This window comes from Listeria costaricensis, from assembly GCF_900183385.1.
In the GTDB taxonomy this organism is placed as follows: Bacteria; Bacillota; Bacilli; order Lactobacillales; family Listeriaceae; genus Listeria; species Listeria costaricensis.
Map to the genome: position 1 here is coordinate 361,981 of NZ_FXUT01000001.1, position 24,406 is coordinate 386,386.

The 24,406-nt window shown below is 44.1% G+C and carries 23 protein-coding genes and 2 other annotated features; of the genes, 5 read left to right on the forward strand and 18 right to left on the reverse strand.

Annotated features, from left to right (window positions below; genetic code table 11):
- Positions 1–13: 13 nt before the first annotated feature.
- Positions 14–325 carry a PepSY domain-containing protein gene (locus CS921_RS01835; protein ID WP_099221329.1) on the forward strand — a complete coding sequence of 104 codons (312 nt, stop codon included), beginning with the start codon at positions 14–16 and terminating at the stop codon, positions 323–325.
- A 196-nt stretch (positions 326–521) separates the two neighbouring features.
- On the opposite strand, the gene CS921_RS01840 is transcribed toward CS921_RS01835, so the two are convergent.
- The 8 genes from CS921_RS01840 to CS921_RS01875 all read right to left on the reverse strand — a co-directional run bounded on the left by CS921_RS01840 (position 522) and on the right by CS921_RS01875 (position 8,145).
- Positions 522–1,370, reverse strand: coding sequence for a YtnP family quorum-quenching lactonase (locus tag CS921_RS01840; protein ID WP_099221330.1), 849 nt, complete (start codon positions 1,368–1,370; stop codon positions 522–524).
- Positions 1,371–1,449: 79 nt separating this feature from the next.
- Entirely contained in the window at positions 1,450–2,088 is a 639-nt protein-coding gene (trmB, locus tag CS921_RS01845) for a tRNA (guanosine(46)-N7)-methyltransferase TrmB (RefSeq protein WP_099221331.1), read from the reverse strand.
- A 7-nt stretch (positions 2,089–2,095) separates the two neighbouring features.
- Positions 2,096–2,869, reverse strand: coding sequence for a phosphotransferase family protein (locus tag CS921_RS01850; RefSeq protein ID WP_099221332.1), 774 nt, complete (start codon positions 2,867–2,869; stop codon positions 2,096–2,098).
- Between the two features lie 236 nt (positions 2,870–3,105).
- Complete coding sequence (mdrM, locus tag CS921_RS01855; RefSeq protein ID WP_099221333.1) at positions 3,106–4,575, reverse strand: multidrug efflux MFS transporter MdrM; 1,470 nt, start codon at positions 4,573–4,575, stop codon at positions 3,106–3,108.
- Complete coding sequence (locus CS921_RS01860) at positions 4,572–5,015, reverse strand: MarR family winged helix-turn-helix transcriptional regulator (protein WP_099221334.1); 444 nt, start codon at positions 5,013–5,015, stop codon at positions 4,572–4,574. The genes mdrM and CS921_RS01860 overlap by 4 nt, the downstream gene beginning before the upstream one ends.
- Before the next feature lie 225 nt (positions 5,016–5,240).
- On the reverse strand, positions 5,241–6,116 hold the full coding sequence (gene dat, locus CS921_RS01865; protein WP_099221335.1) for a D-amino-acid transaminase: 876 nt from the start codon (positions 6,114–6,116) through the stop codon (positions 5,241–5,243).
- A 103-nt stretch (positions 6,117–6,219) separates the two neighbouring features.
- Positions 6,220–7,632, reverse strand: coding sequence for a dipeptidase PepV (gene pepV, locus CS921_RS01870; protein WP_099221336.1), 1,413 nt, complete (start codon positions 7,630–7,632; stop codon positions 6,220–6,222).
- A gap of 96 nt (positions 7,633–7,728) precedes the next feature.
- Positions 7,729–8,145, reverse strand: a complete 417-nt coding sequence (locus tag CS921_RS01875; RefSeq protein WP_099221337.1) for an NUDIX hydrolase — start codon at positions 8,143–8,145, stop codon at positions 7,729–7,731.
- Positions 8,146–8,251: 106 nt separating this feature from the next.
- Between CS921_RS01875 and CS921_RS01880 the strand changes: the two genes are divergently transcribed.
- A complete protein-coding gene (locus CS921_RS01880) occupies positions 8,252–9,079 on the forward strand; it encodes an NAD(P)H-hydrate dehydratase (RefSeq protein ID WP_099221338.1) in 828 nt (275 codons plus the stop codon).
- A gap of 87 nt (positions 9,080–9,166) precedes the next feature.
- Here the strand turns inward: CS921_RS01880 and CS921_RS01885 are convergent, their stop codons facing one another.
- The 9 genes from CS921_RS01885 to trpE form a co-directional block, all read right to left on the reverse strand.
- Positions 9,167–10,780, reverse strand: coding sequence for a putative polysaccharide biosynthesis protein (locus CS921_RS01885; RefSeq protein ID WP_099221339.1), 1,614 nt, complete (start codon positions 10,778–10,780; stop codon positions 9,167–9,169).
- Between the two features lie 122 nt (positions 10,781–10,902).
- Complete coding sequence (locus CS921_RS01890) at positions 10,903–11,334, reverse strand: hypothetical protein (protein WP_099221340.1); 432 nt, start codon at positions 11,332–11,334, stop codon at positions 10,903–10,905.
- 63 nt (positions 11,335–11,397) lie between these two features.
- Complete coding sequence (gene trpA / locus CS921_RS01895) at positions 11,398–12,162, reverse strand: tryptophan synthase subunit alpha (protein ID WP_099221341.1); 765 nt, start codon at positions 12,160–12,162, stop codon at positions 11,398–11,400.
- The gene (gene trpB / locus CS921_RS01900; protein WP_099221342.1) at positions 12,159–13,358 is read right to left on the reverse strand and encodes a tryptophan synthase subunit beta; all 1,200 of its coding nucleotides are present in this window, start codon (positions 13,356–13,358) and stop codon (positions 12,159–12,161) included. Before trpB ends, trpA begins: the two co-directional genes overlap by 4 nt.
- Complete coding sequence (locus CS921_RS01905; protein ID WP_099221343.1) at positions 13,355–13,966, reverse strand: phosphoribosylanthranilate isomerase; 612 nt, start codon at positions 13,964–13,966, stop codon at positions 13,355–13,357. The genes trpB and CS921_RS01905 overlap by 4 nt, the downstream gene beginning before the upstream one ends.
- Positions 13,963–14,724 carry an indole-3-glycerol phosphate synthase TrpC gene (gene trpC / locus CS921_RS01910; RefSeq protein ID WP_099221344.1) on the reverse strand — a complete coding sequence of 254 codons (762 nt, stop codon included), beginning with the start codon at positions 14,722–14,724 and terminating at the stop codon, positions 13,963–13,965. The genes CS921_RS01905 and trpC overlap by 4 nt, the downstream gene beginning before the upstream one ends.
- Positions 14,721–15,740, reverse strand: coding sequence for an anthranilate phosphoribosyltransferase (trpD, locus tag CS921_RS01915; RefSeq protein WP_099221345.1), 1,020 nt, complete (start codon positions 15,738–15,740; stop codon positions 14,721–14,723). The genes trpC and trpD overlap by 4 nt, the downstream gene beginning before the upstream one ends.
- The gene (locus CS921_RS01920) at positions 15,712–16,323 is read right to left on the reverse strand and encodes an anthranilate synthase component II (protein ID WP_099221346.1); all 612 of its coding nucleotides are present in this window, start codon (positions 16,321–16,323) and stop codon (positions 15,712–15,714) included. The genes trpD and CS921_RS01920 overlap by 29 nt, the downstream gene beginning before the upstream one ends.
- Positions 16,320–17,684, reverse strand: a complete 1,365-nt coding sequence (trpE, locus tag CS921_RS01925) for an anthranilate synthase component I (RefSeq protein WP_099221510.1) — start codon at positions 17,682–17,684, stop codon at positions 16,320–16,322. The genes CS921_RS01920 and trpE overlap by 4 nt, the downstream gene beginning before the upstream one ends.
- Positions 17,685–17,737: 53 nt before the next feature.
- Positions 17,738–17,959, reverse strand: a binding site (T-box leader).
- Positions 17,960–18,004: 45 nt separating this feature from the next.
- Positions 18,005–18,254: a binding site (T-box leader), on the reverse strand.
- A gap of 475 nt (positions 18,255–18,729) precedes the next feature.
- Between trpE and adhE the strand changes: the two genes are divergently transcribed.
- From adhE to CS921_RS01940, 3 genes are all read left to right on the forward strand, one after another.
- Entirely contained in the window at positions 18,730–21,330 is a 2,601-nt protein-coding gene (gene adhE, locus CS921_RS01930; RefSeq protein WP_099221347.1) for a bifunctional acetaldehyde-CoA/alcohol dehydrogenase, read from the forward strand.
- Between the two features lie 232 nt (positions 21,331–21,562).
- Complete coding sequence (locus tag CS921_RS01935) at positions 21,563–22,480, forward strand: ABC transporter ATP-binding protein (RefSeq protein ID WP_099221348.1); 918 nt, start codon at positions 21,563–21,565, stop codon at positions 22,478–22,480.
- Positions 22,477–23,535: an ABC transporter permease gene (locus CS921_RS01940; RefSeq protein WP_099221349.1), complete on the forward strand. Its 1,059-nt coding sequence runs from the start codon at positions 22,477–22,479 to the stop codon at positions 23,533–23,535. The genes CS921_RS01935 and CS921_RS01940 overlap by 4 nt, the downstream gene beginning before the upstream one ends.
- Positions 23,536–23,645: 110 nt before the next feature.
- Here CS921_RS01940 and CS921_RS01945 read toward each other — a convergent pair whose 3' ends face one another.
- A complete protein-coding gene (locus CS921_RS01945; protein WP_099221350.1) occupies positions 23,646–24,209 on the reverse strand; it encodes a DNA-3-methyladenine glycosylase I in 564 nt (187 codons plus the stop codon).
- Between the last annotated feature and the right edge of the window lie 197 nt (positions 24,210–24,406).

Sequence of the window (24,406 nt, forward strand, 5' to 3'; positions counted from 1 at the left end):
GGGGAGGAAAAACATGAACTGGAAAGCTTTTTTCGCCGGCACATTGGCAGGAGCTGCAGCAGGTCACTTGGTCTATCATTGCCTTCTTAATGATAAAACCGTGTCTGGGGATGTTATCTTAGAACGTGTTAAAGATGCTTTTAAAAAAGAAGGACCAATTGAAGGCTCATGGATACAACTAAAAAAACAGCATTATAAGAAATATGCGATCGATACTTTGGTTTACCATGGTGGAATCACCGCAATACGCGAAGGCGAGAAAAAACATTTTGAGTTTATCGCCGATGCAGCAACCGGTACGATTATTGATATTTACTTAACTTGATTAAATCTTTACAGAAAACTGAGTCAGCTTGGCTCAGTTTTTTTGTTTGCCCAAAACTCTATATACCCCCTATATGTATATTTAAGAAAATACCCCTCACCCGTATAATACCCATGGCATTGCAAGCAGTTTAAAGCTTAATTAGCACATTTTTAAAAATACCCATAAAAAAAGATGCCGAAAACTCAGCATCTTTTTACTGCTCCCGTAAAATACACGCAAGCATTTCCCCCGATTTATTGTACTTGATCGCCCGGTAATAGGCATCATGATAAAATAAGAACCAACTTTCTGCATTCATCCACTGACTAAAAAAATGCTCCTTCTGAAAAATGGAGGTCATAGGATAATCATCATAGGCCGTTACCCAAAGAACGTTTTGATGCGCATGGGTTGGGAAAATATCTGCCATATGAATCGCCCGCTCGCCGTTTGACTCAATCGTGATGACTGCATGTCCAGCGCTATGACCGCCCGTATGTCGCAAACTAATGCCCGGCGCAATTTCAATGTGCTTTTTATAAGGCGTGATTTGAGCCGCAATTGCTTGAAAATTTTCCGGCCAATAAGTCGCTTGCGAACGAATATTCGGATGTTGCATTTCTTCCCATTCCGTTTCTTCTACGATAATTTGGGCATGCGGAAATAGAGAAACCAGTTGATTTTTACGTGAATCAAATGTGGAAAGACCCACGACATGGTCAAAATGAAGATGCGTCATCAAAATAAAATCAATGTCTTCCGGTCGAACACCCAGCGTTGCCAAATCCTCTATCACGAAGGATTCCTCCGACACACCGTAATTTCGCCGCTGCTTTTCTGTTAATCGACCACGTCCAATGCCTCCATCAATCAAATAATGCTTGCCCTGAAAATAAAAATACATTGGATCCGTGACATTTGGCACCTGATTTTTTTCATTAGCCGGATATTTTTTCTGCCACAGCGCTTTTGGAACCACACCAAACATGGCACCTCCGTCAAAACCTGTTACCCCACCTCGCAGCCAGTGAATCTCTATTTCTCCAATTTGCAGTTTATTCATCATGCCCTCTCCTAGTTTACATAATATGATTATCATCTATTAAAACAGGCTTCCTGTTACAGAAGCCCATTGTCTGATTTTAGCGGAACACAGCTTCCAAACGATAGATTGGATAGCCTTGCTGAGAGAACTTCTCTTCATATTCTGTCATCACATTTCCCTCGAAATCACTTTTGTGAAGATCTAGCGAAACATGATGGAGCACCATTCCATATTCCGACAGCGCATGCAGCGAATATTCAAACAAACCGCGATTATCGGTCTTAAAATGAATCTCCCCATCTTTTGGTAAAAGTGCTTGATAAAGTGTTAAAAACCGCGGATTGGTCAAACGACGCTTGGCATGACGTTTTTTCGGCCACGGATCGGAAAAATTCAAATAAATTCGGCTGATTTCGCTTGGTTCAAAATAGTCCTGCAAACTTGCCCCGTCTACCGCTAAAAGTCTCACATTCGGCACTTCTGCTGCAAGCACCTTATCGAGCGCAATCACAAGTACGCTTTCTACCACTTCAATACCGATATAATTGATGTCTGGGTTCTGTTTAGCCATTCCCGCAACGAATTGCCCTTTACCAGAGCCAATTTCAACATGAATGGGCTGATCATTGCCAAAAATTTCGTTCCAGCGGCCTTTGCAAGATGCCGGATCCTGAATAACAACCGCAGAATGGGCCGCTAATTTTTCTTTTGCCCAAGGTTTATGTTTTACACGCATGAATTTCTTACCTCTCATCCTTCAAAATCATTTGTAACAGTTGATCTAATTTATATTTTTCTTGCTTGGTTCTCTTGATTTGACGCTGATAAAGAGTCTGCACAAGCGCAAACCACTTTAATTTATGCAAATAGGACGGCGTCAGTGCCAGATTATTCGCGCTCAACCAATCGCCCCAGTCCTTAAAATCAATATACTGGTATAAAAACATACTGATATCCGTTGCCCGGTCGGCAAGCATCGCCTCATCCCAGTCAACTAAAAACAGCTCATTCTCTTCTGAAATAATCCAATTGTTATGATTGATGTCGCCGTGACAAACAACATGCGTTTCCTCTTCAAATGAGTCAAAGCGCAATTCCAGTTGGTCCAGCGCCTGTGTTTCAAGCTCATTAAGGCCGTTTGGCAGGTATTGTTTGGTTCTCTCTAAAAGCTTGCGTGCAGAAAAATCACGATCTTCTATTTTGGCGAGCATTTCCTTCAGCGGTTTAGAGTGGTGGATCCTCCGAAGCAATTCGCTCACACGCATGTCCGTCATTTCTGCCGCGGATAGCACATGGCAATTGATCCACTTTTGGGCTGTAATCACATCGCCAGTTTCCACGCGTCGTGTCCAAATCAGTTTCGGCACGATATTTTCTACAGAAAGCGCAGCTAAAAAAGGCGAAGAATTCCGTTTTAAAAAGAATTTTTCGTCTTCATGAATTGCGATAAATGCTTGACCGGTCTCCCCTCCAGCCGGACTGATTTCATACTCTATCCCAAAAAATTGATCCTTCATACCAAACACACCTTTTCTTCTTGAAAGGTTCTCAAAAAATTTCTCACCAGTATCACTAAAATTGATTTTACTTCTCTTCCTGATGCACGTCAAGTCAACATATGTTCGTAAAGAAGAAAGTGATTTTTTAAAACAGCTTCAGAAACAAATACAACCCGCAATAGGCCTTATTTATTCGCATATTCTTACAAAAAAAGAAACAGTTGTGAAAAATTATCACCCTGTTTCTTTTTATTTTATGATTGTGCTTCCTTGTGAACGACGGGTTCCAAACCACTTGGATTTTTGCGGATGAAAAGCGTCAATATACACGCAATAACAGAAAGAATCGATGCAGCTAAAAAGGCCGTTTCAATCCCGTGAATCAAAATGTGATCCGCAATCTGCTGCTGTGTTTTCCCGGCAACCTCTGCACCTGTCAACTGCTTTCCAAAACTTGCGGCGCTTTTTGACATGACTGTGATTAGCGCGGCAGTCCCAATCGAGCCGGCAACCTGCCGGATTGTATTAAACATTGCCGAACCATGTGCAGCAAGTGAAAGAGGCAAAGAATTTAGCGCGGCCGTTTGAAGCGGCATCATGACCATGGCCATCCCACTTGCCCGAATGGTTTGGACGATAACAATGTAAAGTAGTGTTGTTTGCTCATCCAGATTTGTAAATAAGAAGGTGGTCGAAGCCATAATGAGGAGCCCGATTAGCGACAAATACTTGGCGCCAAAACGGTCGAACAGCATCCCTGTTACCGGTGAGAGAACCGCAGTCATGAGTGCACCCGGAAGCAGGACCAGCCCCGAATCGAGCGGTGAAAAGCCGCGCACATTTTGTAAGAAAATCGGCAAAAGTAGCATCCCGCCATATAGCCCCATCATGACGAAAAAGCTGATCGTAGTGGTTAATGTGAAAGTTGGATTTTTAAAGACGTTGAAGTTTAACAGAGGTGTGCGGCTACGGCTCTGATACCAAATAAATAGGCATAAGACGACCAGGCCTAGGAGGATAAAACCAAGTACTTTCATAGTGAGCCAGTCGTGATCGCCGGCATTACTGAAACCGAGCAGGAGACTGCCAAAGCCGACAGTTGACATAAGGAGCCCCAAAATATCCAGTTTCGGAAAAGTTCGTTTCCCGACATTGCGCAGTAGAAAAATGGCTACCACAATATCAAGTAGTGCAAACGGAATAATAATGAAAAATAAATCGCGCCATGCGAATTCCTGCACGATCCAGCCGGAAAGTGTCGGTCCGATCGCAGGGGCAAAGTTCATGGCAAGCCCAATCAGCCCCATTGCCCTGCCGCGACGTTCTATTGGAAATAAGTTCAAAACAACTACTGTGAGAAGCGGCATCACGACCCCTGCTCCAACAGCCTGAATCATTCGACCGGCAATCAGCATGCCATAATTTGCGGCAAAGCCACCTACTGCTGTCCCAATCGCAAACGTAATCATTGCAAACAGATAGAGTTGTCTTGTTGTAAATCTTTCAATTAAAAACGCAGTCGTTGGGATCATTACGCCATTTACAAGCATAAAACCAGTCGAAAGCCATTGTCCTTGACTTGCGGTAATGGAAAAATCCCGCATAATACTCGGAAGCGCCACATTCATCAATGTCTGATTGAGAATGGTTACAAAGGCACCCATCAGCATAACGATCAGGATGCCGTTTCGCTTGACGCTTGTTACATTTGCTTTCATATTCATGTATCCTTAGATCCCTCTCTTTCTAAAATCGCCAAAATTGCACGGTGCGTCTCTAAGAGTTCATGGAGGGGCTCAGACCCTGCTTCTAAAATCGGTTCCAGTCGTTTGAAAAACAGTTCATATGTTTCGCTCGCTTTTTCTTCGCCAGCTTTTGTTAGGACTAAATTAAGCGTACGTCGATTTTCTGCGTTTCGGGCACGTGTTAAAAAACCCGCTTTGACAAGTCGGTCGACAATTCCAGAGGCAGTACTTTTACTTAATTTCATTCGTTCGGAAAGCTCACCGAGTGTTAAATGTGGCTCTTTGCGAATCAAGCTGAGTGCCAACAGCTGCATCACCGTAATCCCATGCCGAGCCGCTTCATCCGCCAGAAAATGATTGATCTTTTTATGCACATCTCGAAATGACAGCACGACTTCACGAACCAGATTTTCATCCATGTTTCTCTTAACCCCCCCGTAGTTTCGCATGCGAATAATTCGTATGCGAACAATTAGCAATCATAACTTTACGCCTGATTTTCTTCCTTGTCAACGATTCGTTTTCCACCGCATTTTTATGCAAACGATCCCAATCGCACCACATCAACTTATAATAGAATTGAAAAAAATTACAAAAAAAGAATGTCGATAGCAAAACCGACATTCCCTTCCTTATACGCCCTCTTATTTAGCCGTAATAAGTGCACCTTCTCCGCAGCGCCGTTCAATTTCTTTTTCAAATAGTTCATGAATACGTGCTGTCACTGGGCCACGTTTCCCATCTCCTACTGTTTGACCATTCAAATTGATGATCGGTGTAACCTCAAGCGTCGTACTAGAAATGAAAATTTCATCGGCTGTTTCAAGATCCTGAACAGTAAAATCTGCTTCATGGACAGTGATGCCAGCCTCACTTGCCACTTGATTAATCACTTGACGCGTAATACCATTTAAAATTAAATTATCTGCACCATGAGTCCATAGCTCGCCATTTTTAATGATCGATACATTTGAAGCAGAACATTCTGTCACCAAGTCTCCGCGATGCAGGATGGCTTCTAACGCGCCTGCTTGATGCGCTTTATTTTTTGCCAAAATATTTCCTAATAAACTGATACTTTTAATGTCACAGCGCAGCCAGCGAACATCTTCTAGTGTGATCGCTTTGCCGCCCGCCACAAATTGCCCCTCATTGCGCGGCACATTTGAAGCAGAAGCCGTTAAGATACCTTCAAGTGGAAACGCATCTGGAATGACGTGATTGCGCGGCATTTGGATTCCGCGTGATACTTGCAGGTATACATTGCCAGTTTGAATGTTATTCTCTTTCACCAAACTTTCTAACAACTCACGCAATTTATCTTTTGAATAAGGAATTGTAAGTTCGATTTTGGCGGCGCTGGCATACAAGCGGTCAATATGTTCTTCATATGTAAAAAATTGACCGTTATAAAGACGAACCACTTCATACACACCATCGCCAAACTGATAACCGCGGTCTTCGATGTCTACTTTCGCTTCGTCACGTTCCACCAATTGATCATTTACTAAAACTTTCATTTCTTTCACTCCTTATTTTTTCTACTTGAAAGCTTTTAAAAAATAAGAGCCGCATGCAAACTCTGAGGCCTGCACACGGCTAGAATTTTTTCAATTATACCCTTTATTTTGCCAGTTTGTAAAGGGCTTCTGCATAAATAGCAGTAGCTTTTAGTAAATCATCAAAGTAGCTGAATTCATCTTTTTGGTGCATCGTGTCTTCACGTCCTGGGAACAAGGCGCCAAATGCTACCCCTGTTTCAAGATGACGCGCGTATGTACCGCCGCCAATTGAAAGCAGTGTTGCTTCTTCGCCAGTATGTTTCGTGTAGACTTCTTGCAAAATTTGAATAAGCGGATGATCCTGTGGCACAAATAGTGGTTTGGAATCATTGTAATGCGAGTACTCGGCATTATATTCCAACACGACTGTTTCTGCTTTATTTTTCAGTTTATCCATGTCAGCTGTTACTGGGTAGCGGAAGTTTAAGCCATAACGGCCGCCTTCGCTTACGCTATAGCGGATTACGCCAACATTCATTGTAAGCTCGCCGCTTTCTTTATCTTCATAGTTGATACCTAGTTTGACTGCACGTGAATCGCCAAATAGATAGTCACGACCAAATGCAACAAAATCTTTAGCCGCACCTGTCAGTTCAAAACCGCCAAGGAAAGCCACTAAATGAAGACCGGCATTGATCCCATTGTTCGGTTCCATCGCATGGGCAGATTTTCCGACAACAGAAATAGTAGCCTGTGTGCCTTCTGTTTCAATTTCGCCTGTTACATCATGATTTTGCAAGAAATCCGCAAAAGCTTTTTCAAGTTTGTCCACATCTTTTACGTCTTCCAAAACAACGCGTGCATGATCTGGCACCATATTGTAGCGTTCGCCAGATTCAAAGCTGATCAAACGGAAATCAGCTGCTCCGTCTTTTTCGCCACCTTTAAAGGAAACGTCCAGTTCGGAAATCCCTTTTTCCGCGTGAATGATTGGGAATTCTGCATCTGGAACAAAAGCAACAGTTGGTTGTTCTTCTGTTTCAAAATAGCGTTCTACACAGCTCATTCCACTTTCTTCATCAGAACCGACGATAATTCGAATTCTGCGTGAAATTGGCAGACCAAGCTCCTTGATAATTTTCAGTGCATAATAGCCAGCAATCGTTGGGCCTTTATCGTCCGCAACTCCGCGTGCATATAATTTGCCATCTTTTAGAATGGGATCGAATGGATCGTGGCTCCAGCCGTCACCAACCGGTACAACATCCACGTGACCAAGCACGCCGACAAGCTCTTCACCCGCACCATATTCTAAATGGCCGGCTACGTTCCCAACTTCTTTTGTTGTAAATCCGTCTTTTGCACCTAGTTCGATCATATAATCAAGTGCACGTTTTACATCAGGGCCAAATGGCGCATCTTCTGTACTCTTGCTATCGTCCCGCACGCTCGGAATGCGAAGCAACCCTTCTAGATCTTTTAGAAAATCGTCTCGGCGACTTTCCACTTCTTTTTGCCAATCGATTGTACTCATTCGCTTTTCAGTCCTTCCACTTATTACTTACGTCTACTATTGTAAACCCTTTTTCCCTACTAGGAAAGCCGTAACTTAAAAAAAAGAAAATTTCACTTATCTTGCGCCCATAAAACCCTTGATTGCCTCAAAATCCCAACGCGCCATTCGGTCGGCAAACACAATATCCATTTGTGCAAGTGAGGCTTTTTCAAGCGGCAAAAATTGATAAGCAACATGTTCTTCTGATAAACGAATCGTTCCGTTTTCCGGCATTTCGACCAAGTAGAAAACACCTGTAATCTGATAATCAGGTTGAAAATTTTCCCACGTGTCATAAAGAATAAACGGCTGTACTTCAAGGCCTGTTTCTTCGTAGACTTCACGGAAAAGGCATTCGCCATGCGTCTCGCCAAAATTCATTTTTCCGCCAGGCAGTTCATAAACATCTCCCGCTTGGCCTTTCTTTTTTAAAGCAAGAAACGTATCCCCTTTGACGATCACTGCTTTTACAGCAGGAATAACAGGTTTCATTTTACAAATCCCCCTTTCTTCCGATATGATGAGATGGATGATCCGCCCTCTATTTTAGCGCGATTGCTGAAAGAAATTCAAGTAGAAATCGAAAGGAAGTCAAATCATGAAAAAAATTACACCCAAGCACGTCTGCCATGTTATTCATGAACGAGATGAGGAGGGCTATAAAAATCAATATGGGAAAGTATTGATTGTAGCAGGAAATGACATGTATGGCGGTGCAGGTATCATGGCCGCTGAAGGAGCAGTCTATAGCGGCGCAGGCCTCGTTACCCTCGCCTCACATCCCGTCAATCGAAGCGCCCTTCATGCCCGTTTGCCTGAATGTATGTTTCTCGACTATACGGATAGCAAGCGCTTGAAAGAACTTTTGCCAAATTTTGATACCCTTTTGATTGGGCCGGGGCTTGGGCTAGACGAGACTGCCCATGAACTGCTGTCTCTGATTCTTGCGGAAAGTTTGGCAGAGCAGCAGCTAATTATTGATGGTGACGGGATTACACTTTTTGCTAGAAATCAGTTACCAAAGCCAAAAGCCCAACTGATTTTCACTCCGCATCAAGGGGAATGGGAGCGTCTGAAAAATCTGCTTCCAAAAACGGATGATCCGGCAGAATTTGCCGAACAGCTGCCCGCTACCCTCGTTTTAAAAGGACACCGGACACGGGTTTATACATCCGCTGATATTTGGCAAAATGTTTATGGGTCTCCCGCCATGGCGACTGGTGGAATGGGTGATACGCTTGCTGGTATTATCGCAGGGCTGCTTCACCAAACGGAGCAACCTATCGACGGATTGCTCGCAGCTGTCTTTTTTCACAGTTATATTGCCGATACTTTAGCGAAAAAATGTTTTGTGGTTCGTCCAACCGAAGTGGCTGCCCAACTTCCAGCGTACTTGAAGATTTTTAGTGAAATGACAGAAAGCTGAAAAAGCGCACATCCCCTTTTAATATGAAACGCCTGAACTCACTCACAAGCGTTTTTACATATTAAATAGAAGAGATGTGCGCTTTTTTTAACGAATGCCCAAGCGTTTTCTAAGAGCAGTTCCTCGTGGTCCGAACAATTTATCTGACAAATGCAGTTTGAGCGACAGATAGCCATAAACGATTGCGCCAATCCCACCGCAGATGATCACAAGGAGGAGCGCGCTTAATTTATGATCTGGACTGATAAACGTGGCAAGACCAAAGTAAGCAAGCAAAACTGCGCCTGCCATTGCGGCTGTCAAAAAGAAAAATAGGACGGTTCGCCGAAAAATAAGCGAAAAGGAAAAGCGGACATATTTTTTAATGATATAGAGCATGAAGATGCAGCTGACGGCATAGCCAATTCCTGTAGCAAGAATGGCTCCCTTTGCTTCAAAAAGCATAATCAGCGGCATTTGCAGCACCGTTTTTGCAAGCAGTCCGAGTAACAGCCCGAGGACCGTAAACCGCTGCTCATCAATCCCTTGTAAAACTGCGGCGGCCACGCTGAACAATGAGAACAAAATCGCGATTGGTGCATAAAATTGCAGTAAGTCTACCCCAGTTTCACTCGCTGTAAAGAAAACGGTAAAAAGTGGTCTTGCCAAGAGAGCAATCCCAAAACATGCCGGTATCGTCAAAAACAGCAGAATCTGAAAAACATCATTTAGTTGGCGTTTGACCTGTCCGCGTTCTCCTCGGACATAAGCGGCTGTCACAAGCGGAACCAGCGCCATGGAAAAAGCGATCGCAAGCGTGCCCGGAATCAAAATTAGTTTTTGCACGTCAAAGTTGATGATGGCCACGTAGGAATTCACTTTGTCTGCTGCAACACCAATGTAGCTGAGCACTCGTCCCAGTGTGAACTGATCGACCAGTTGATAAAGGGCATTGGATGAACCCACGATAATGAACGGAATTGCGGACAGAATGATCTGTTTGTAGAGCGTGCCGATCGACACGTGCAATTCACCGCGCGTTTCAAGCAGCAGCCGGTCGAGCCCTGGTTTTCGTTTGAAATAGTACCATAGAAGTAGAAGCAGGCTGGCAAGCGCACCCACAAAGGCCGAAAATGTCGCTAAGCTGATGGCGGTCACCACATTACCATCTAGCACATACATCACGACAAAAGTGCTACCCAGCAAGAAGATAATTCTGACTACTTGTTCAATGACTTGCGAAATGGCTGGCGGTCCCATCGAATTGTACCCTTGGAAAAAGCCGCGGAGTAAGCTCATCACCGGAATGATCAAAAGGGCGAAACTGACGGCGCGAATGACCTGGATGCCATCTTCCAGACTGTACCCGCCTTCTAGCTGCTGCATACTGGCAAGAATCGGTGCTAGGGCGTACATCGCAATAAAGCATAGGATACCGGAGGCAATCATGAGATAGACACCCGTTCGGAAGAGTCTTCGGCCGATTGCATATTCTTCCATCGCATTGTACTTGGCAATATATTTAGCAACTGCAAGCGGAATCCCGGCAGTAGCTACACTGAGAAACAGCTGGTATGGCACATAACCGAAATTATAAAGAAGGGCCGGCTTGTCCCCGCCAATAATGGCATAAAACGGAATGACATATAAAATACCTAACACTTTGGAAATGAGTGTTCCGAGTGTCAGGATAAATGTCCCTCGAAGTAATTTTGATCCCATCGCTTTACTTCCTTATCTAAAAAATAGTAACATTCTTGTCTACTTTACCATTTAATTACTCAAAAAAAAAGAACCTTCCTGCAAAAATTGATTAAGATTACAGAAAGATTCTTTTTAAGTCGTTAGGATATCTCTTTTTTCATTTTTCTGACGCTGAAAAAAGAGAGTGCTGCAAACACGATTAGAGCAAATGGAATGACGAGATTACCAACCTGTGCCGTCTGCTTTACAAACATCATCACAACGGAAAAAATAATGTAGGCGATGTAAACGAGATAGACAAGCCCTGAAATCGGCTCGTCTTTTTTTAATTTAAAAAATGTCAGCAAAAGCCAACCGCCGATTGCTAAAAAAGCCACCGTATTGAGCCCGCTGTTTAGAATCATCTTTTGGAAATCTGCTTCGGATAATTTGGCCACAATCTCACTTCTCATGGAATTCACGGCAACCAGCCCGATAATCGATAATAGCCCTTGCAAAATGGAGATGACGGAAAGTGTCATCGTGACGTAGCGCGTCGTTTTGTGCAGATACGTTTCTTCTGTTTCTTGCATATTTTCGGCCTTCTTTCTATTCGCTTTCTACTAAAACGACTTTACCACGACTGCCTTGGCTTTTCAACTCTCGCTTTCTGCTGCTTGTTGGATAAAAGAAATCAGTTCCTCTTCCCGCTTTTCATGAAACGCTTGGACAACTTTACTGCCGATTATGACTCCATCTGAAAACCTGCTGAAAAAACGGACGTGGTCAAGTGTGGAGACGCCAAACCCTGCCAAAACGGGCACCTCACTGATCCGACGAATAAAGTCAAAATGCTCCTGCAAATGCGGATCGAAAGCTGGGCGTTCTCCTGTTGTCCCATTGACCGTAACGGCATAGACGAGTCCTTCTGCCTGCTCCACAAGCTTTTGCACACGTTCTTTGGGACTCGTCAGGGATACGAGTGGAATCAGGGCGAGATCGGTTTCTTGTAAATAGGGGGTTAGAAAATGGCTTTCCTCGGCAGGTAAATCAGGAATGATCACACCTTTCACTGGCGTCTTTTTAAGCTGCTCGACAAAGCGCTGTGTGCCAAAATGGAAAACCGGATTGAAATAGGTCATGACGATTAGGGGGATTTCCGTTTGAAGCTCTGCCAACTCGTTCAGGACTTTTTCAAGTGTCACACCTGCTTCAAAAGCTCGCAAACCGGCAAGCTGAATCACAGGGCCATCTGCAACCGGATCTGAAAACGGGATGCCGATTTCGATGGCAGCGGCTCCGGCCTCCTCAAGCAGCTGGATGCGCTCAGCTAAATTGTCCAGCCCGCCGTCCCCTGCCATAATATAAGGAATAATCAGTGGCTTTGGATGACTTTTCAATTTTTTAGTCAATGTTTTCATTCGTCTCTTCCTTTCAGTTTCGACCTGACCTGCTCGACATCTTTGTCCCCGCGGCCCGAAAGATTAATGATGATGGCTTTATCTGCTGGCAGCCCCCCTGCTAATTTGACGCCAAAACTGATCGCATGGGCGCTTTCCAAAGCTGGAATGATTCCTTCCATTTGTGCTAATAATTGAAAGGCAGTAAGGGCTTCCTGATCGGTCACTGAGACGTATTCCGCTCGACCAATTTCCTTAAAATGACTATGTTCAGGTCCAATTCCCGGATAGTCAAGGCCAGCTGAGATTGAAAAGGCTTCTAAAATCTGCCCGTCCTCATTTTGCAGAACATCCATCATCGCACCATGCAGAATCCCTTTTTCACCTTTCGCAATGGTCGCCGCATGCTGATCAGTATCAAGGCCAGCCCCTGCTGCTTCCACGCCATACATGTCCACTGTTTTGTCTTCAATGAACGGATAAAACAAGCCCATCGCATTGCTACCACCACCCACGCACGCCACAATCGCTTCCGGCAGTCTTCCCTCAGCCGCTAAAAACTGGCGCCTTGCCTCATCCCCAATGATCCGCTGATAGTCACGGACAATCTCCGGAAATGGGTGCGGTCCTAAAACAGAACCCATGATGTAATGGGTATCCTGCACATTTGCCACCCAGTAACGCAGCGCTTCGTTGACGGCATCTTTTAAAGTACGGCTGCCCGATTTTACGCTGACTACTTTTGCCCCAAGCAGCTCCATTCGGAAAACATTCAGCGCCTGTCTAGCCACATCTTCTTCTCCCATGAAAATGGTGCATTCCATATTAAAGAGGGCGGCCACGGTGGCAGTTGCGACACCATGCTGTCCGGCGCCTGTTTCTGCGACTACTTTTTGCTTGCCCATTTGTCTAGCAAGAAGGGCCTGCCCAATCGTATTATTGATTTTATGGGCGCCCGTATGATTAAGATCTTCTCGTTTCAAATAAATCTTGGCGCCACCTGCATAGGCGGTCAGCTGCTCTGCAAAATAGAGCGGCGTTTCCCTGCCCACATAATTTGCTAAATAATAGGAAAGCTCTTGTTGAAAGTTTGGATCCTTTTTAGAAGCCTTGTATGCATCCTCCAGCTCAAGAATCGCCTGCATCAGTGTCTCAGGAACAAATCGGCCGCCATAGCTGCCAAAAAAGCCATTTTGATCAGGTGCTTTATAGGTCATTTTTTTCTCTCCTTTGCTTGCTTAATAAATTGCTTGATTTTGTACGGATCTTTCTTGCCATTTGTTTCGACGCCGGTGGAAACATCGACTGCAAACGGTGTAAATTTACGAATCGCCGTCCCTACATTGGCACTCGAAAGCCCGCCGGCAATGATCAGTCGTTCCGTTGGCAAGGCTTTTTCATCGAGCTTTTCCCAATCAAACGCGATGCCCCCGCCGCCTTCATATTCTGTGCTGGGCGCATCCAGCAAAATCAGACAATCTGGATAGGCTGTAGGATTGCCTTGGATCGTGCCGTCTTTCACCTTGAATGCCTTGATAACTGGCGCAGAAAGTCTGCTTGCAAAAGCGGGTGTTTCCTTTCCATGAAGCTGGACATAGTCGAGCGGCACCTGCTGAATGGCTTCTTCCACTTCCTCGAAAGTCGGGTCAACGAAAACGCCTACTTTTTGAACGAAATCCGGTAGTTCGGCAGACATTTGGGCCGCTTCTGGAAGGCTCACCTGCCGCTTGCTGGGTGCAAATACAAAGCCGATAAAGTCTGCTCCTTCTAGCGCTGCAAATTGCGCATCTTCTTTTGTTTTTAGTCCGCAAATTTTCACTTTCATCGTTTCACCTTCAATCTTTTCGCTGCTACCACTGGATCTTCTGCCCGCATCAACGCTTCACCGACCAGCACCGCCTGATAGGCCCCTTTGACCCGCTCGACATCTGCCGGCTCGCGAAAGCCCGATTCACTGATATAAAATGGACCTTCTGAAAAGTTTGCCGCCAAACGCTCGCTGACTGCAAGATCCACTTTAAAACTGTGCAGATCGCGATTATTGACGCCAATCAGCTCAGCGCCAGAACGTTTGGCTATCTCAAGTTCGACCGCATCGTGCACTTCGACGAGCGTCTCAAGTCCAATCTGCCGCGCTATTTTCAAAAGTTCCTGCAAACGCTGCTCTCCCAAAGCCGCAACAATCAGCAGTGCCACCGATGCCCCGTGATTGCGCGCTCGAATCAGCTGCTTTTCAGAAATGATAAAATCTTTACAAAGCACGGGAAGCTGAACGACCCTTGCGACTTGCTGAAGATCTTCCATTGAACCTTTAAAATAGGTGGTATCTGTCAAAACGGAAATCATGGCTGCCCCGGCCGCTTGATACTTTTGCGCCTGCAAAACCGGATCCACTGTCAGATGAATGGCCCCTTTTGAAGGAGAGGCACGTTTTACTTCAGCAATCAGTTGCAACGTATCAGCATGTTCTGCCAAATAGTCACTAAAGCCAAAGATGGGCGGTTGATCTTCCCGCAATTTTTCATTCGCCAGGTTGGCTACCTCGATTTCTTTTGCCTGTAAAATTTCTTTTAAAAAAGTCATCCTGCGACAACCTCCTTTTGTTTTTCAATCAGCTCCTGTAATTTTGCGAAAGCTGCGCCAGAGTGGATAATCTCCCGGGAAAGTTCGACTCCTTTTTCAATCGTATCGACACGTCCATAAGCAAATAAACCTAGTCCGGCATTTAAAAGGGTCGTATCCAAATAGGCACTCGGCTCTCCTTTTAACACCTGCTTCAAAATAACCGCATTGGTTTTTGCATCTCCACCGCGAATCGCTTCAAGCGGCATTTGTTTCAGCCCTACATCTTCTGGCGCAAACTGATGCAAGGTGATCTGGTTCTGATTTAAATAGGCGTAATGGTTGACCCCTGCAAGCGTCGCCTCATCCAGTCCCCCGGCACCGTGGACCACCACCGCTCGCTTTCTCCCCAAATTTTTGAGGACATAGGCGATCTGCTCTAAAAGATCTCCCCGATAAATGCCCACCAGTTGCGCTTCAAGCGGTGCCGGATTTGTCAGCGGTCCAATCAGATTAAAAACAGTGGGCGTGGCTAGCTTTTGCCGCACTGGCATGACATACTTCATATTTGGGTGAACTGCCGGCGCAAAGAGAAAGGCAATCCCCACTTCATTCAGCAGGCGCGAAAGTTCGGCTTCCGATTGTGTGATGCCCACGCCAAGTTCGGCAAGTACATCTGCGCTTCCCGATTTACTGGAAATGCTTCGGTTGCCATGCTTGGCTACTGGAATCCCGGCTGCTGCTAAAACAAACGCCGCCGTCGTACTAATATTAAAACTGCCCGACCGGTCCCCACCTGTTCCGCAATTGTCCATCGCCCGAAGTTCACTTACCGGCAGCTTGAGTGCGACTTCTTGCATCGCTTCTGCAATCGCCGTTATTTCTTCAATCGTCTCACCTTTTATTTTAAGTGCGACAAGAAGTGCGCCCAGCTCCGCCTCTGAAAGATTCCCCTGAAAAATTTGATCAGCTACTTGCCGCATCTCCTGCTTGGATAAATTTTGCTGTTCATAGACTTTTTGCACTAAATTTTCCATGTTGCTGTTCCTCCTTCACGATTTCAATAAAATTTTGCAAGATTTTTTGACCAAAAGGACTGCCAATGGATTCGGGGTGAAATTGCACGCCATAAATTTTTTCTGTCCGGTGCCGAATCGCCATGATTTCCCCATCATCCAGGGCTCTCGCTGTCACTTCCAAGCTTTCTGGCAACAAATCTTCTGTCAAAACGAGCGAATGATACCGCATGACTTCCAACTGTTCAGGCAGGTCTCGAAAAAGCGGATCCCCCTTTTTTAGCTGGTCAATCTCAGATACCTTGCCATGTCGAATATGTTGTGCTTGTTTTATTTCACCGCCCAATACTTCTCCAATGGCCTGGTGTCCCAGACAGATCCCGAGCATTGGCTTTTGGCCTATCATTTTCCTAATCAAGCCTTCCATCTGTCCGGCCTCACTTGGAATTCCTGGCCCCGGTGAAAAAACGAGGGCCTCCGCGCGATCCGCTTCCTCCTGCAATTGCGGGGCATCATTCCGCAAGATGACCACCTCGCTATATTCCCCTAAAAGTTGCGCTAAATTATATGTGAAAGAATCATAATTATCGATTAGTAAAATCATTTGCCCACCTCCAGCAATGCTTTAGCCTTTTGCAAGGTTTCTTCATATTCTTTTTCCGGATCCGAATCATAGACAATGCCAGCACCTGCCTGGACATAGGCCGTTTTTCCTTTCAGAATCATCGTCCGCAAGATAAGCGCAAAGTCCATGTTGCCGCGTCTGGTCAAATAGCCTGCCGCACCACCGTAAGGACCGCGTTTGACATTCTCCCATTCGTAGATCCGCTCGATCGCACGGATTTTTGGCGCCCCACTTACTGTTCCGGCCGGAAGGGTTGCCTTTAGCGCTTCAAGCGGTCGAACATCTTCCCGCAGTTCGCCGGACACGACGGACACTAAATGCATTAAAAATCGGTACCGCTCGATCGTCAGGTAGACTGGTACTTGCACGGAGCCAATTCGACTAATTTTCCCAATATCATTCCGCCCTAAGTCGACCAGCATTTTATGTTCTGCCAACTCTTTTTCGTCCGTTTGCAACTCTTTGGCAAGTGCTTGATCCTCTTCTTTGGTTTGCCCTCGCCGCCTCGTTCCGGCAATCGGATTCGTCTTAACAATTCGATTTTTCACGCTAATCAGACTCTCAGGCGATGAACCAATCAATTTTGTTTCGCCAAAATCCATATAAAATAGATACGGGGAAGGATTTAGCAGGCGCAATTTCCGATAATAAACAAAGGGATCCGCATGAAAATCAGCTTTCAGTCGTTGTGACAGGACTACTTGAAAAAAATCTCCTTGTTGAATAAATTGTTTCGCTTTTTGAACCTTCTCCATAAAGTCCGCTTTCGAATAGTTGCTTGTAAATTGCATTTTCCCAACAGATACCTGTGTGGATAGTGGCTGAGCATCATAAAATTTAGCGCGTCGCAATGCAAGTTTTTCTGCCATTTCTTCCTTTGAACGCTTAGAATAGACATTTTCTTCAACTAAAGTCAGCGTTTCCTGCTGATGATCAAAAATGGCATAAGATTCATACAGAAAAAAATGACTATCCGGCAAATCGAGCTCATCCTTTGGCGCTTTCCCCACTTTTTCATAGTATGCCGCCACGTCAAAGCTCACATAGCCAACAGCCCCAGCTTCAAAAGGCAGCTCTTCATCTTCATTTTCTTTCGTCAGCACAATATCCTCGACTGTCGCAAGCGGATCCTCTGTCTCTATCTCCTCCTCATCCAGAAAAAATTGGCCCTCTCGAATGGTTATTTCGTGGACAGGATCATAAACGATAATCGAAAAACGCCCCGCTTCCGTATCTTTCGCAGCACCTTCCAGTAAGCTTTTAAAAGTTCCTTCCAACCGTTCAAATGCCATTATTGCCGTAAATGTATCTGCTTGAAGTAATGTTTGAATTCTTGCCATTTTAGTCACCCCTTTATCAAAATAAAAGCCCTCTACACGCAAATAATCAGCATGCAGAGGGCGAATGTCTCGCGGTACCACCTCTTTTAAAGAGCGTTTCACTCTTTATCTCCAGCTATTAACGGAGCAACCCGGATCCTCCTACTTGTTGAAGCGCTCGTTCAAAGGATCACGCGCAGGGCCCACTTCCGACTTGATTGTCTATCGGCTCCCACCAACCGCCGACTCTCTTTAAGACTTCATCAAATCCTACTCTTCCTGCTTCATGCTTTTTCAATGATTTCTAAATAAAAAAGGGCCCCTCTCCATGTCTAATGAAAGACAAGGACGAGGGACCCGTGGTGCCACCTTGATTAACGAAAAATTCGCTCACTCTCCAGCCAAACTTCTTACATTTGAATGGTTGCCTTGTGTAACGATAAGGCCTAATCGCCGTTCCTACTTGGTTATCCAACCGTTCAAAACAGAGGCTCCAAAGTCCATTCACATCATTTCCGCTACTGCCTCACACCACCCGGCAGCTCTCTTTAAACTTCCATCATGCTACTTACTCTTTATCAACGCCAAAAATATCTTGCATTTACTATAGCAAAACAGCCTGTAGATTGCAAGCTATTTTTATTCATTTCTGAAAAAGGTAGTTTTTGAACAAAAAAATAGTTTGTCTCAGTAAAGAAAATGCTGATTTAAGCAGTGTTTCTCTTTCCCGTGAAACAATTTCAAGTCATTTTCGTTACAGGAACAACTAATATCCGAAAAAACGAATAAAATGATGAAATTTTGATAATAAAAAGCACTTTTATGGTCAACCAAAAGTCTTAGAAAACGCTTTATTTATAAGACGATATGCCCATTTTTATCATCTTGTGAAACTTTTCACGTGAAATACTGGACAAACTTTTTTTTATCGCTTATACTAACGTTGTAATCAAATAAATCCGAAAGACGCGGCAAGTCGACTGCCAAATTTTTTTGGATGATTAGGGACACTATTTGTCTAACAAGGACATTACCCGTCCCACTCTATTACTAGGAGGTTCAAATAATGGCAATTAAAGAAGAAGCAACTCGCGAAGTATTAGAAGTAACAAAAATGATCGACCAATTAGCTGAAAATGGACAAAAGGCGTTAAAGGCTTTTGAGAACTACGACCAAGAGCAAATCGACCATATCGTTCATGAAATGGCCCTAGCAGGACTTGATCAGCATATGCCGCTTGCAAAAATGGCAGTCGAAGAAACAGGCCGCGGACTATATGAAGACAAATGTATCAAAAACATTTTCGCAACAGAATATATCTGGAACAACATTAAAAACAACAAAACAGTCGGCATTATTAACGAAGACAAACAAACGGGCGTCATTGAAATCGCTGAACCGGTTGGCGTGGTTGCTGGGGTTACACCTACTACAAACCCAACTTCTACAACACTTTTCAAATCAATCATTGCGATTAAAACTCGTAACCCAATCATCTTCGCTTTCCACCCAAGTGCACAAAAATGTTCCGCTGAAGCAGCTCGCATTGTGTATGAAGCAGCTGTAAAAGCAGGTGCTCCTGAAAACTGTATCCAATGGATTGAAAAACCATCTATTGAAGCAACTAAACAATTGATGAATCACGAAAAAGTAGCCCTTGTTTTAGCAACTGGTGGTGCCGGCATGGTTAAATCCGCTTATTCAACTGGTAAACCTGCTCTAGGCGTTGGTCCTGGTAACGTACCAGCTTACATCGACAAAACAGCTAAAATCAAACGTGCGGTCAATGACCTAGTTCTTTCAAAATCATTCGACCAAGGGATGATTTGTGCTTCTGAACAAGCAGTTATTGTCGACAAAGAAATTGTAAAAGAAGTAAAAGATGAATTCATCGCCAACAACTGCTACTTTGTAAAAGGTGCCGAATTCAAGAAACTGGAAAGCTTTGTCATCAACCCTGAAAAAGGTACATTAAACCCTGACGTTGTTGGTAAATCCCCTGCTTGGATTGCTGAACATGCTGGCTTTAAAGTTCCTGCTGATACAAAAATCTTGCTTGCAGAAATCAAAGGTGTTGGCGACAAACATCCACTTTCTCATGAAAAACTTAGCCCAGTCTTGGCATTTATTGAAGCAAAAGATCAAGCAGAAGCATTTGATCGTGCAGAAGAAATGTTGGAATACGGCGGTCTAGGTCACTCGGCTGTTATCCATTCGACTGACGTAGAAGCACAAAAACAATTCGGTCTTCGCATGAAAGCTTGCCGGATCATTGTTAACGCACCATCTGCTCAAGGCGGAATCGGCGACATTTACAATGGTTTCATCCCTTCCCTAACACTCGGTTGCGGATCTTACGGTAAAAACTCTGTATCACAAAATGTTAGCGCGACAAACTTACTCAATGTAAAACGTATCGCAGATCGGAGAAATAATATGCAATGGTTCAAATTACCACCAAAAGTCTTCTTTGAAAAATATTCCACGCAGTATCTGCAAAAGATGGAAGGCTTGAATCGCGTATTTATCGTAACAGACCCTGGTATGGTTCAATTCAAATATGTGGATGTTGTAATCGACCACTTGAAACGCCGTTCGAACGATGTTTCTTACCAAGTATTTGCAGACGTTGAACCAGATCCATCCGATGTAACAGTTTATAAAGGCGCTGAACTTATGAAAGACTTCAAACCTGATTGCATCATTGCTCTTGGTGGTGGTTCTGCTATGGATGCTGCAAAAGGTATGTGGCTCTTCTATGAACACCCTGAAGCTTCCTTCTTCGGCCTAAAACAAAAATTCTTGGATATCCGTAAACGTACATTCAAATATCCAAAACTTGGTGAAAAAGCGAAATTCGTTGCGATCCCTACTACAAGTGGTACAGGTTCTGAAGTAACACCATTCGCCGTTATCACTGATAAAGAAAACAATATCAAGTACCCTCTTGCTGATTACGAACTAACACCAGATGTTGCAATTGTCGATGCACAGTACGTTATGACGGTTCCAGCACATATCACTGCTGATACTGGTATGGACGTTCTGACTCACGCAATTGAATCTTATGTATCGGTTATGGCAAGTGACTATACTCGTGGCCTTTCAATCCGCGCTATCGAACTTGTTTTTGAAAGCCTGCGTGATTCCGTACTAAAAGGCGATCCAGATGCACGCGAAAAAATGCACAATGCTTCAGCAATGGCTGGTATGGCATTTGCGAATGCATTCCTAGGTATCAACCACAGCTTGGCACACAAAATCGGCCCTGAATTCCACATTCCACACGGTCGTGCAAATGCCATCTTGATGCCGCATGTTATTCGTTACAATGCACAAAAACCTTACAAACATGCGCTCTTCCCTAAATATGAAAGCTTCACAGCTGATGAAGACTATGCACGTATTGCACGCACTATCGGCCTAAAAGCTTCCACTACAGAAGAAGGCGTACAATCACTTGTTGACGCGATCATCAAACTAGGTAAAGATGTCGGCATTGACATGAGTCTGAAAGGACAAAATGTTGATAAGAAAGCATTTGACGCAGTGGTTGATACACTTGCAGATCGTGCCTTCCTTGACCAATGTACAACAGCTAACCCTAAACAACCACTTGTAAGCGAACTAAAACAAATCTACATCGAAGCTTACAAAGGCGTATAAACCTTACTAACTTGTCCACCTTTTATATAAGTTAGCGTGATACATGCCTATTATTCTTTATTCCCTTGATGGTAATAGGATGTATGCACGAAAAGACTCATCTTGGATATTCTTCCGAGATGGGTCTTTTCTTTTCCTACTTAAGACGGATAACCTCCCCTTCTGCAGTATAATGTTTTTATCATTCAAATGGTATATAATGATTTTATTACTAAAAAAAGGAAGTGAAAATATGAAAGCTACCGTTCTACAGCTTGACCAAGTGTCAAAGAAAATTGGAAAAAAGACTCTGGTCGAAAATATCAGCTTTGATGTAAAGCAAGGGGAAGTTTTTGGCTTGCTTGGTCCAAACGGCGCTGGTAAAACAACCATCATTCGCTCCATCGTAGGACTTATCAATCGCACCACTGGAAAAGTACATATTAATGGAATTGATATTGATCAAGATTTTAAAGGGGCTATCAAAGATATTGGTGCCATCATTGAAAACCCTGAGTTTTACATGTACATGAGCGGCCTAGATAATCTGAAGCAATTTGCTCGAATGAGTCGAAAAACAGTCACCGACGAAGAATTGGCTCGCATTATTGAGCGAGTAAAATTAACACATGCGATTCAACAAAAAGTAAAAACCTATTCACTAGGCATGCGCCAACGTCTAGGTGTCGCTCAAGCACTCCTCCATAGTCCCGCCCTACTTATTTTAGATGAACCAACAAACGGTCTTGATCCGCAAGGGATGGCCGAATTCCGCGATCTGATTCGTGAATTGGCTCACTCTGGCACATCCGTCCTTATCTCTAGTCATTTATTAAGTGAGATCCAACAGATTACAGACCGATTTGCCATTATCAATCAGGGAAAACTAACCCATATTGAAAGCATGTCTGATCTCACTTTAAGTGCGCACCATAAATACCGCCTCGTCGTATCGGACGGTCAAAAAGCCGCTTCTCTCCTTGCCCAACTAGAACCCGAACAATTAATCATTGATGGCAATACGCTTGAGATCGCGCTAGATGCTGAGCTTGTGCCACAAATTGCCAAGCTGTTAGTTCATAGCGAAATCGACTTGCTTGAAATGGCCTTGCATCAAGCCTCTCTTGAAGAACGATTCTTGACCCTAACGAATGGAGGCGATACAAAATGACCGCACTTTTAAAAAATGAATGGCTGAAACTTTTTAAACGGAAATCCAGTTGGATCATGCAAATCATTCTGGTTGTGATTGTTGCACTCATGGCCATTATGATATTTTCAATCACCAAAATCACCAATGATTCCTCTGAACCTACTGCCAAAGACGGTGGAATTACTGCCTATACGAATGAGAATGGGCAGCAGGTCAGCGAGGAAGAGTACTCTCGTTCATTTGACAGGAACGGCAAAACCAATTATCATGCCGTACAGTTGTCCTTGCAAGATTCTGTCAACTCACTCAAAGAACAATTAAAGCAAGCACCGAAAAGTGAAAAAGAACAGATTCAAAATCAAATTGATTATTATCAAGCCTATATTGACGCTGGTGAAAAGCCGCTTGTAATGAATGACTTTTCTAATGCTTCCTTTTTCGGCTCTTTGGGCTCCTCTGCAACGGTTGCCACGATATTAGTTGTAATTGTGGCAAGTACCATTGTGGCTTTTGAGTTTTCCGGCGGAACGATTAAATTGCTGCTTGCTCGGCCGTATTCGCGCTCTCAGATTCTGCTTTCCAAATATTTGATTTGTATCGCATATGCGGTTATTACAAGCATCACCCTATTCGTATCATCGCTCATTTTCTCTTTTATTTTGCCAAAAGTTTCACTGTTTCTACCACTAAGTCCAAGCACAGGTGCCACCACAGCCTTTACACAAGCCATACAGCTATCCGGTTCTAACTTTATCCTGATGTTACTTTTCTTGACCATCGCCTTCTTATTCTCTACAGTCGTTCGTTCTCAGGCGTTGGCAGTTGGCGTGGGTATCGGGATTCTATTTTCGGGAAACATTCTTGCCAGCCTTTTACCACTTGCGATTGCTAAATATGACTGGCTGAAATGGCTGCTTTTCAACTTATTAAATCTCAATCAGGCAGTCATGGGGAATCCTGTAGCAGGCGGGCTCGACATTTGGCAAATCATTGTCGGCATCTTTATTTATATGGCTCTCCTACTTGCTTTGACTTTCACCATTTTCCGCAAACGCGATGTGGCATTAAGCTAGCTAGTGAATAAAAAACCAGAAATCAGTTACGCTGGTCGGATATCGAGCAAGCAGGACGGAGATATTTCCTCCTGCTTGACACCATTCCGATCACCTGATTTCTGGTTTTTTTATAGAGAAGCGCTATGACATGGGCAACTGACTTCATGATCATCAATGATGCCAATCGCTTGTAAAAAGGAGTAGATGATGACTGGGCCAACAAAAGAAAAGCCTCGCTTCTTCAAGTCTTTACTGATTGTCTCGGAAAGCGGACTTTGTGCTGGCATCTCACTGCTATCCGTCCAGTGGTTCACAATCCGTTCCCCTTTGGTAAAATGCCAGAAATAAGCATCTAGTGAGCCGAATTCTGCCATCACCTTCTGAGCGGCCTTGGCATTCTTTCTCACAGCCTGAATCTTAAGACGATTACGGATCACTTCACCGTTTTCGCGAATGTCTGTTAACTCCTCTTCAGATAAAACCGCACAACGATCCACTTCAAAATGATGAAAGGCCTTTTGATAGCCTGCCCGTTTTAATAAAATCGTTCGCCAGGAAAGGCCTGCCTGCGCGCCTTCCAAATTCAGCATTTCAAAAATATAACGGTCATCATGACTGGGAACACACCATTCTTTATCATGATAGTCTTTCATCACTGCATCATTTTCTGCCCAACTACAACGTTTTTCCATTCTTACACCCCTCTGTTATCTTTGCTATGTATGTGTAAAAAAGCCGCACAAACCCGAGCCAACTGCTTTCTAAATTATTCCACTCTAAATAACCAAGCTTTCCTTGTATGCATTTTAAAGGTGGAACTTCTTCTACCTGTAGCAGTAATAAGCTCAAAATCCTCATGGCAGTTTTTTATCCTCTCTCTCATTATAGA

Bases quoted from the DNA above. Each gene is read 5' to 3' on its own strand.
- trpA (WP_099221341.1), bottom strand. From the start codon at position 12,162: ATGAAAACATTGACTAAAAAATTGAAAAGTCATCCAAAGCCACTGATT.
- CS921_RS01885 (WP_099221339.1), bottom strand. From the start codon at position 10,780: ATGGGATCAAAATTACTTCGAGGGACATTTATCCTGACACTCGGAACA.
- CS921_RS01860 (WP_099221334.1), bottom strand. From the start codon at position 5,015: ATGGATGAAAATCTGGTTCGTGAAGTCGTGCTGTCATTTCGAGATGTG.
- CS921_RS01890 (WP_099221340.1), bottom strand. From the start codon at position 11,334: ATGCAAGAAACAGAAGAAACGTATCTGCACAAAACGACGCGCTACGTC.
- CS921_RS01875 (WP_099221337.1), bottom strand. From the start codon at position 8,145: ATGAAACCTGTTATTCCTGCTGTAAAAGCAGTGATCGTCAAAGGGGAT.
- pepV (WP_099221336.1), bottom strand. From the start codon at position 7,632: ATGAGTACAATCGATTGGCAAAAAGAAGTGGAAAGTCGCCGAGACGAT.
- CS921_RS01935 (WP_099221348.1), top strand. From the start codon at position 21,563: ATGAAAGCTACCGTTCTACAGCTTGACCAAGTGTCAAAGAAAATTGGA.
- CS921_RS01880 (WP_099221338.1), top strand. From the start codon at position 8,252: ATGAAAAAAATTACACCCAAGCACGTCTGCCATGTTATTCATGAACGA.
- CS921_RS01920 (WP_099221346.1), bottom strand. From the start codon at position 16,323: ATGATTTTACTAATCGATAATTATGATTCTTTCACATATAATTTAGCG.
- trpD (WP_099221345.1), bottom strand. From the start codon at position 15,740: ATGGAAAATTTAGTGCAAAAAGTCTATGAACAGCAAAATTTATCCAAG.
- CS921_RS01945 (WP_099221350.1), bottom strand. From the start codon at position 24,209: ATGGAAAAACGTTGTAGTTGGGCAGAAAATGATGCAGTGATGAAAGAC.
- trpB (WP_099221342.1), bottom strand. From the start codon at position 13,358: ATGACCTATAAAGCACCTGATCAAAATGGCTTTTTTGGCAGCTATGGC.
- CS921_RS01840 (WP_099221330.1), bottom strand. From the start codon at position 1,370: ATGAATAAACTGCAAATTGGAGAAATAGAGATTCACTGGCTGCGAGGT.
- dat (WP_099221335.1), bottom strand. From the start codon at position 6,116: ATGAAAGTTTTAGTAAATGATCAATTGGTGGAACGTGACGAAGCGAAA.
- adhE (WP_099221347.1), top strand. From the start codon at position 18,730: ATGGCAATTAAAGAAGAAGCAACTCGCGAAGTATTAGAAGTAACAAAA.
- mdrM (WP_099221333.1), bottom strand. From the start codon at position 4,575: ATGAATATGAAAGCAAATGTAACAAGCGTCAAGCGAAACGGCATCCTG.
- CS921_RS01905 (WP_099221343.1), bottom strand. From the start codon at position 13,966: ATGAAAGTGAAAATTTGCGGACTAAAAACAAAAGAAGATGCGCAATTT.
- trmB (WP_099221331.1), bottom strand. From the start codon at position 2,088: ATGCGTGTAAAACATAAACCTTGGGCAAAAGAAAAATTAGCGGCCCAT.
- trpE (WP_099221510.1), bottom strand. From the start codon at position 17,684: ATGGCAAGAATTCAAACATTACTTCAAGCAGATACATTTACGGCAATA.
- CS921_RS01850 (WP_099221332.1), bottom strand. From the start codon at position 2,869: ATGAAGGATCAATTTTTTGGGATAGAGTATGAAATCAGTCCGGCTGGA.
- trpC (WP_099221344.1), bottom strand. From the start codon at position 14,724: ATGACTTTTTTAAAAGAAATTTTACAGGCAAAAGAAATCGAGGTAGCC.
- CS921_RS01835 (WP_099221329.1), top strand. From the start codon at position 14: ATGAACTGGAAAGCTTTTTTCGCCGGCACATTGGCAGGAGCTGCAGCA.
- CS921_RS01940 (WP_099221349.1), top strand. From the start codon at position 22,477: ATGACCGCACTTTTAAAAAATGAATGGCTGAAACTTTTTAAACGGAAA.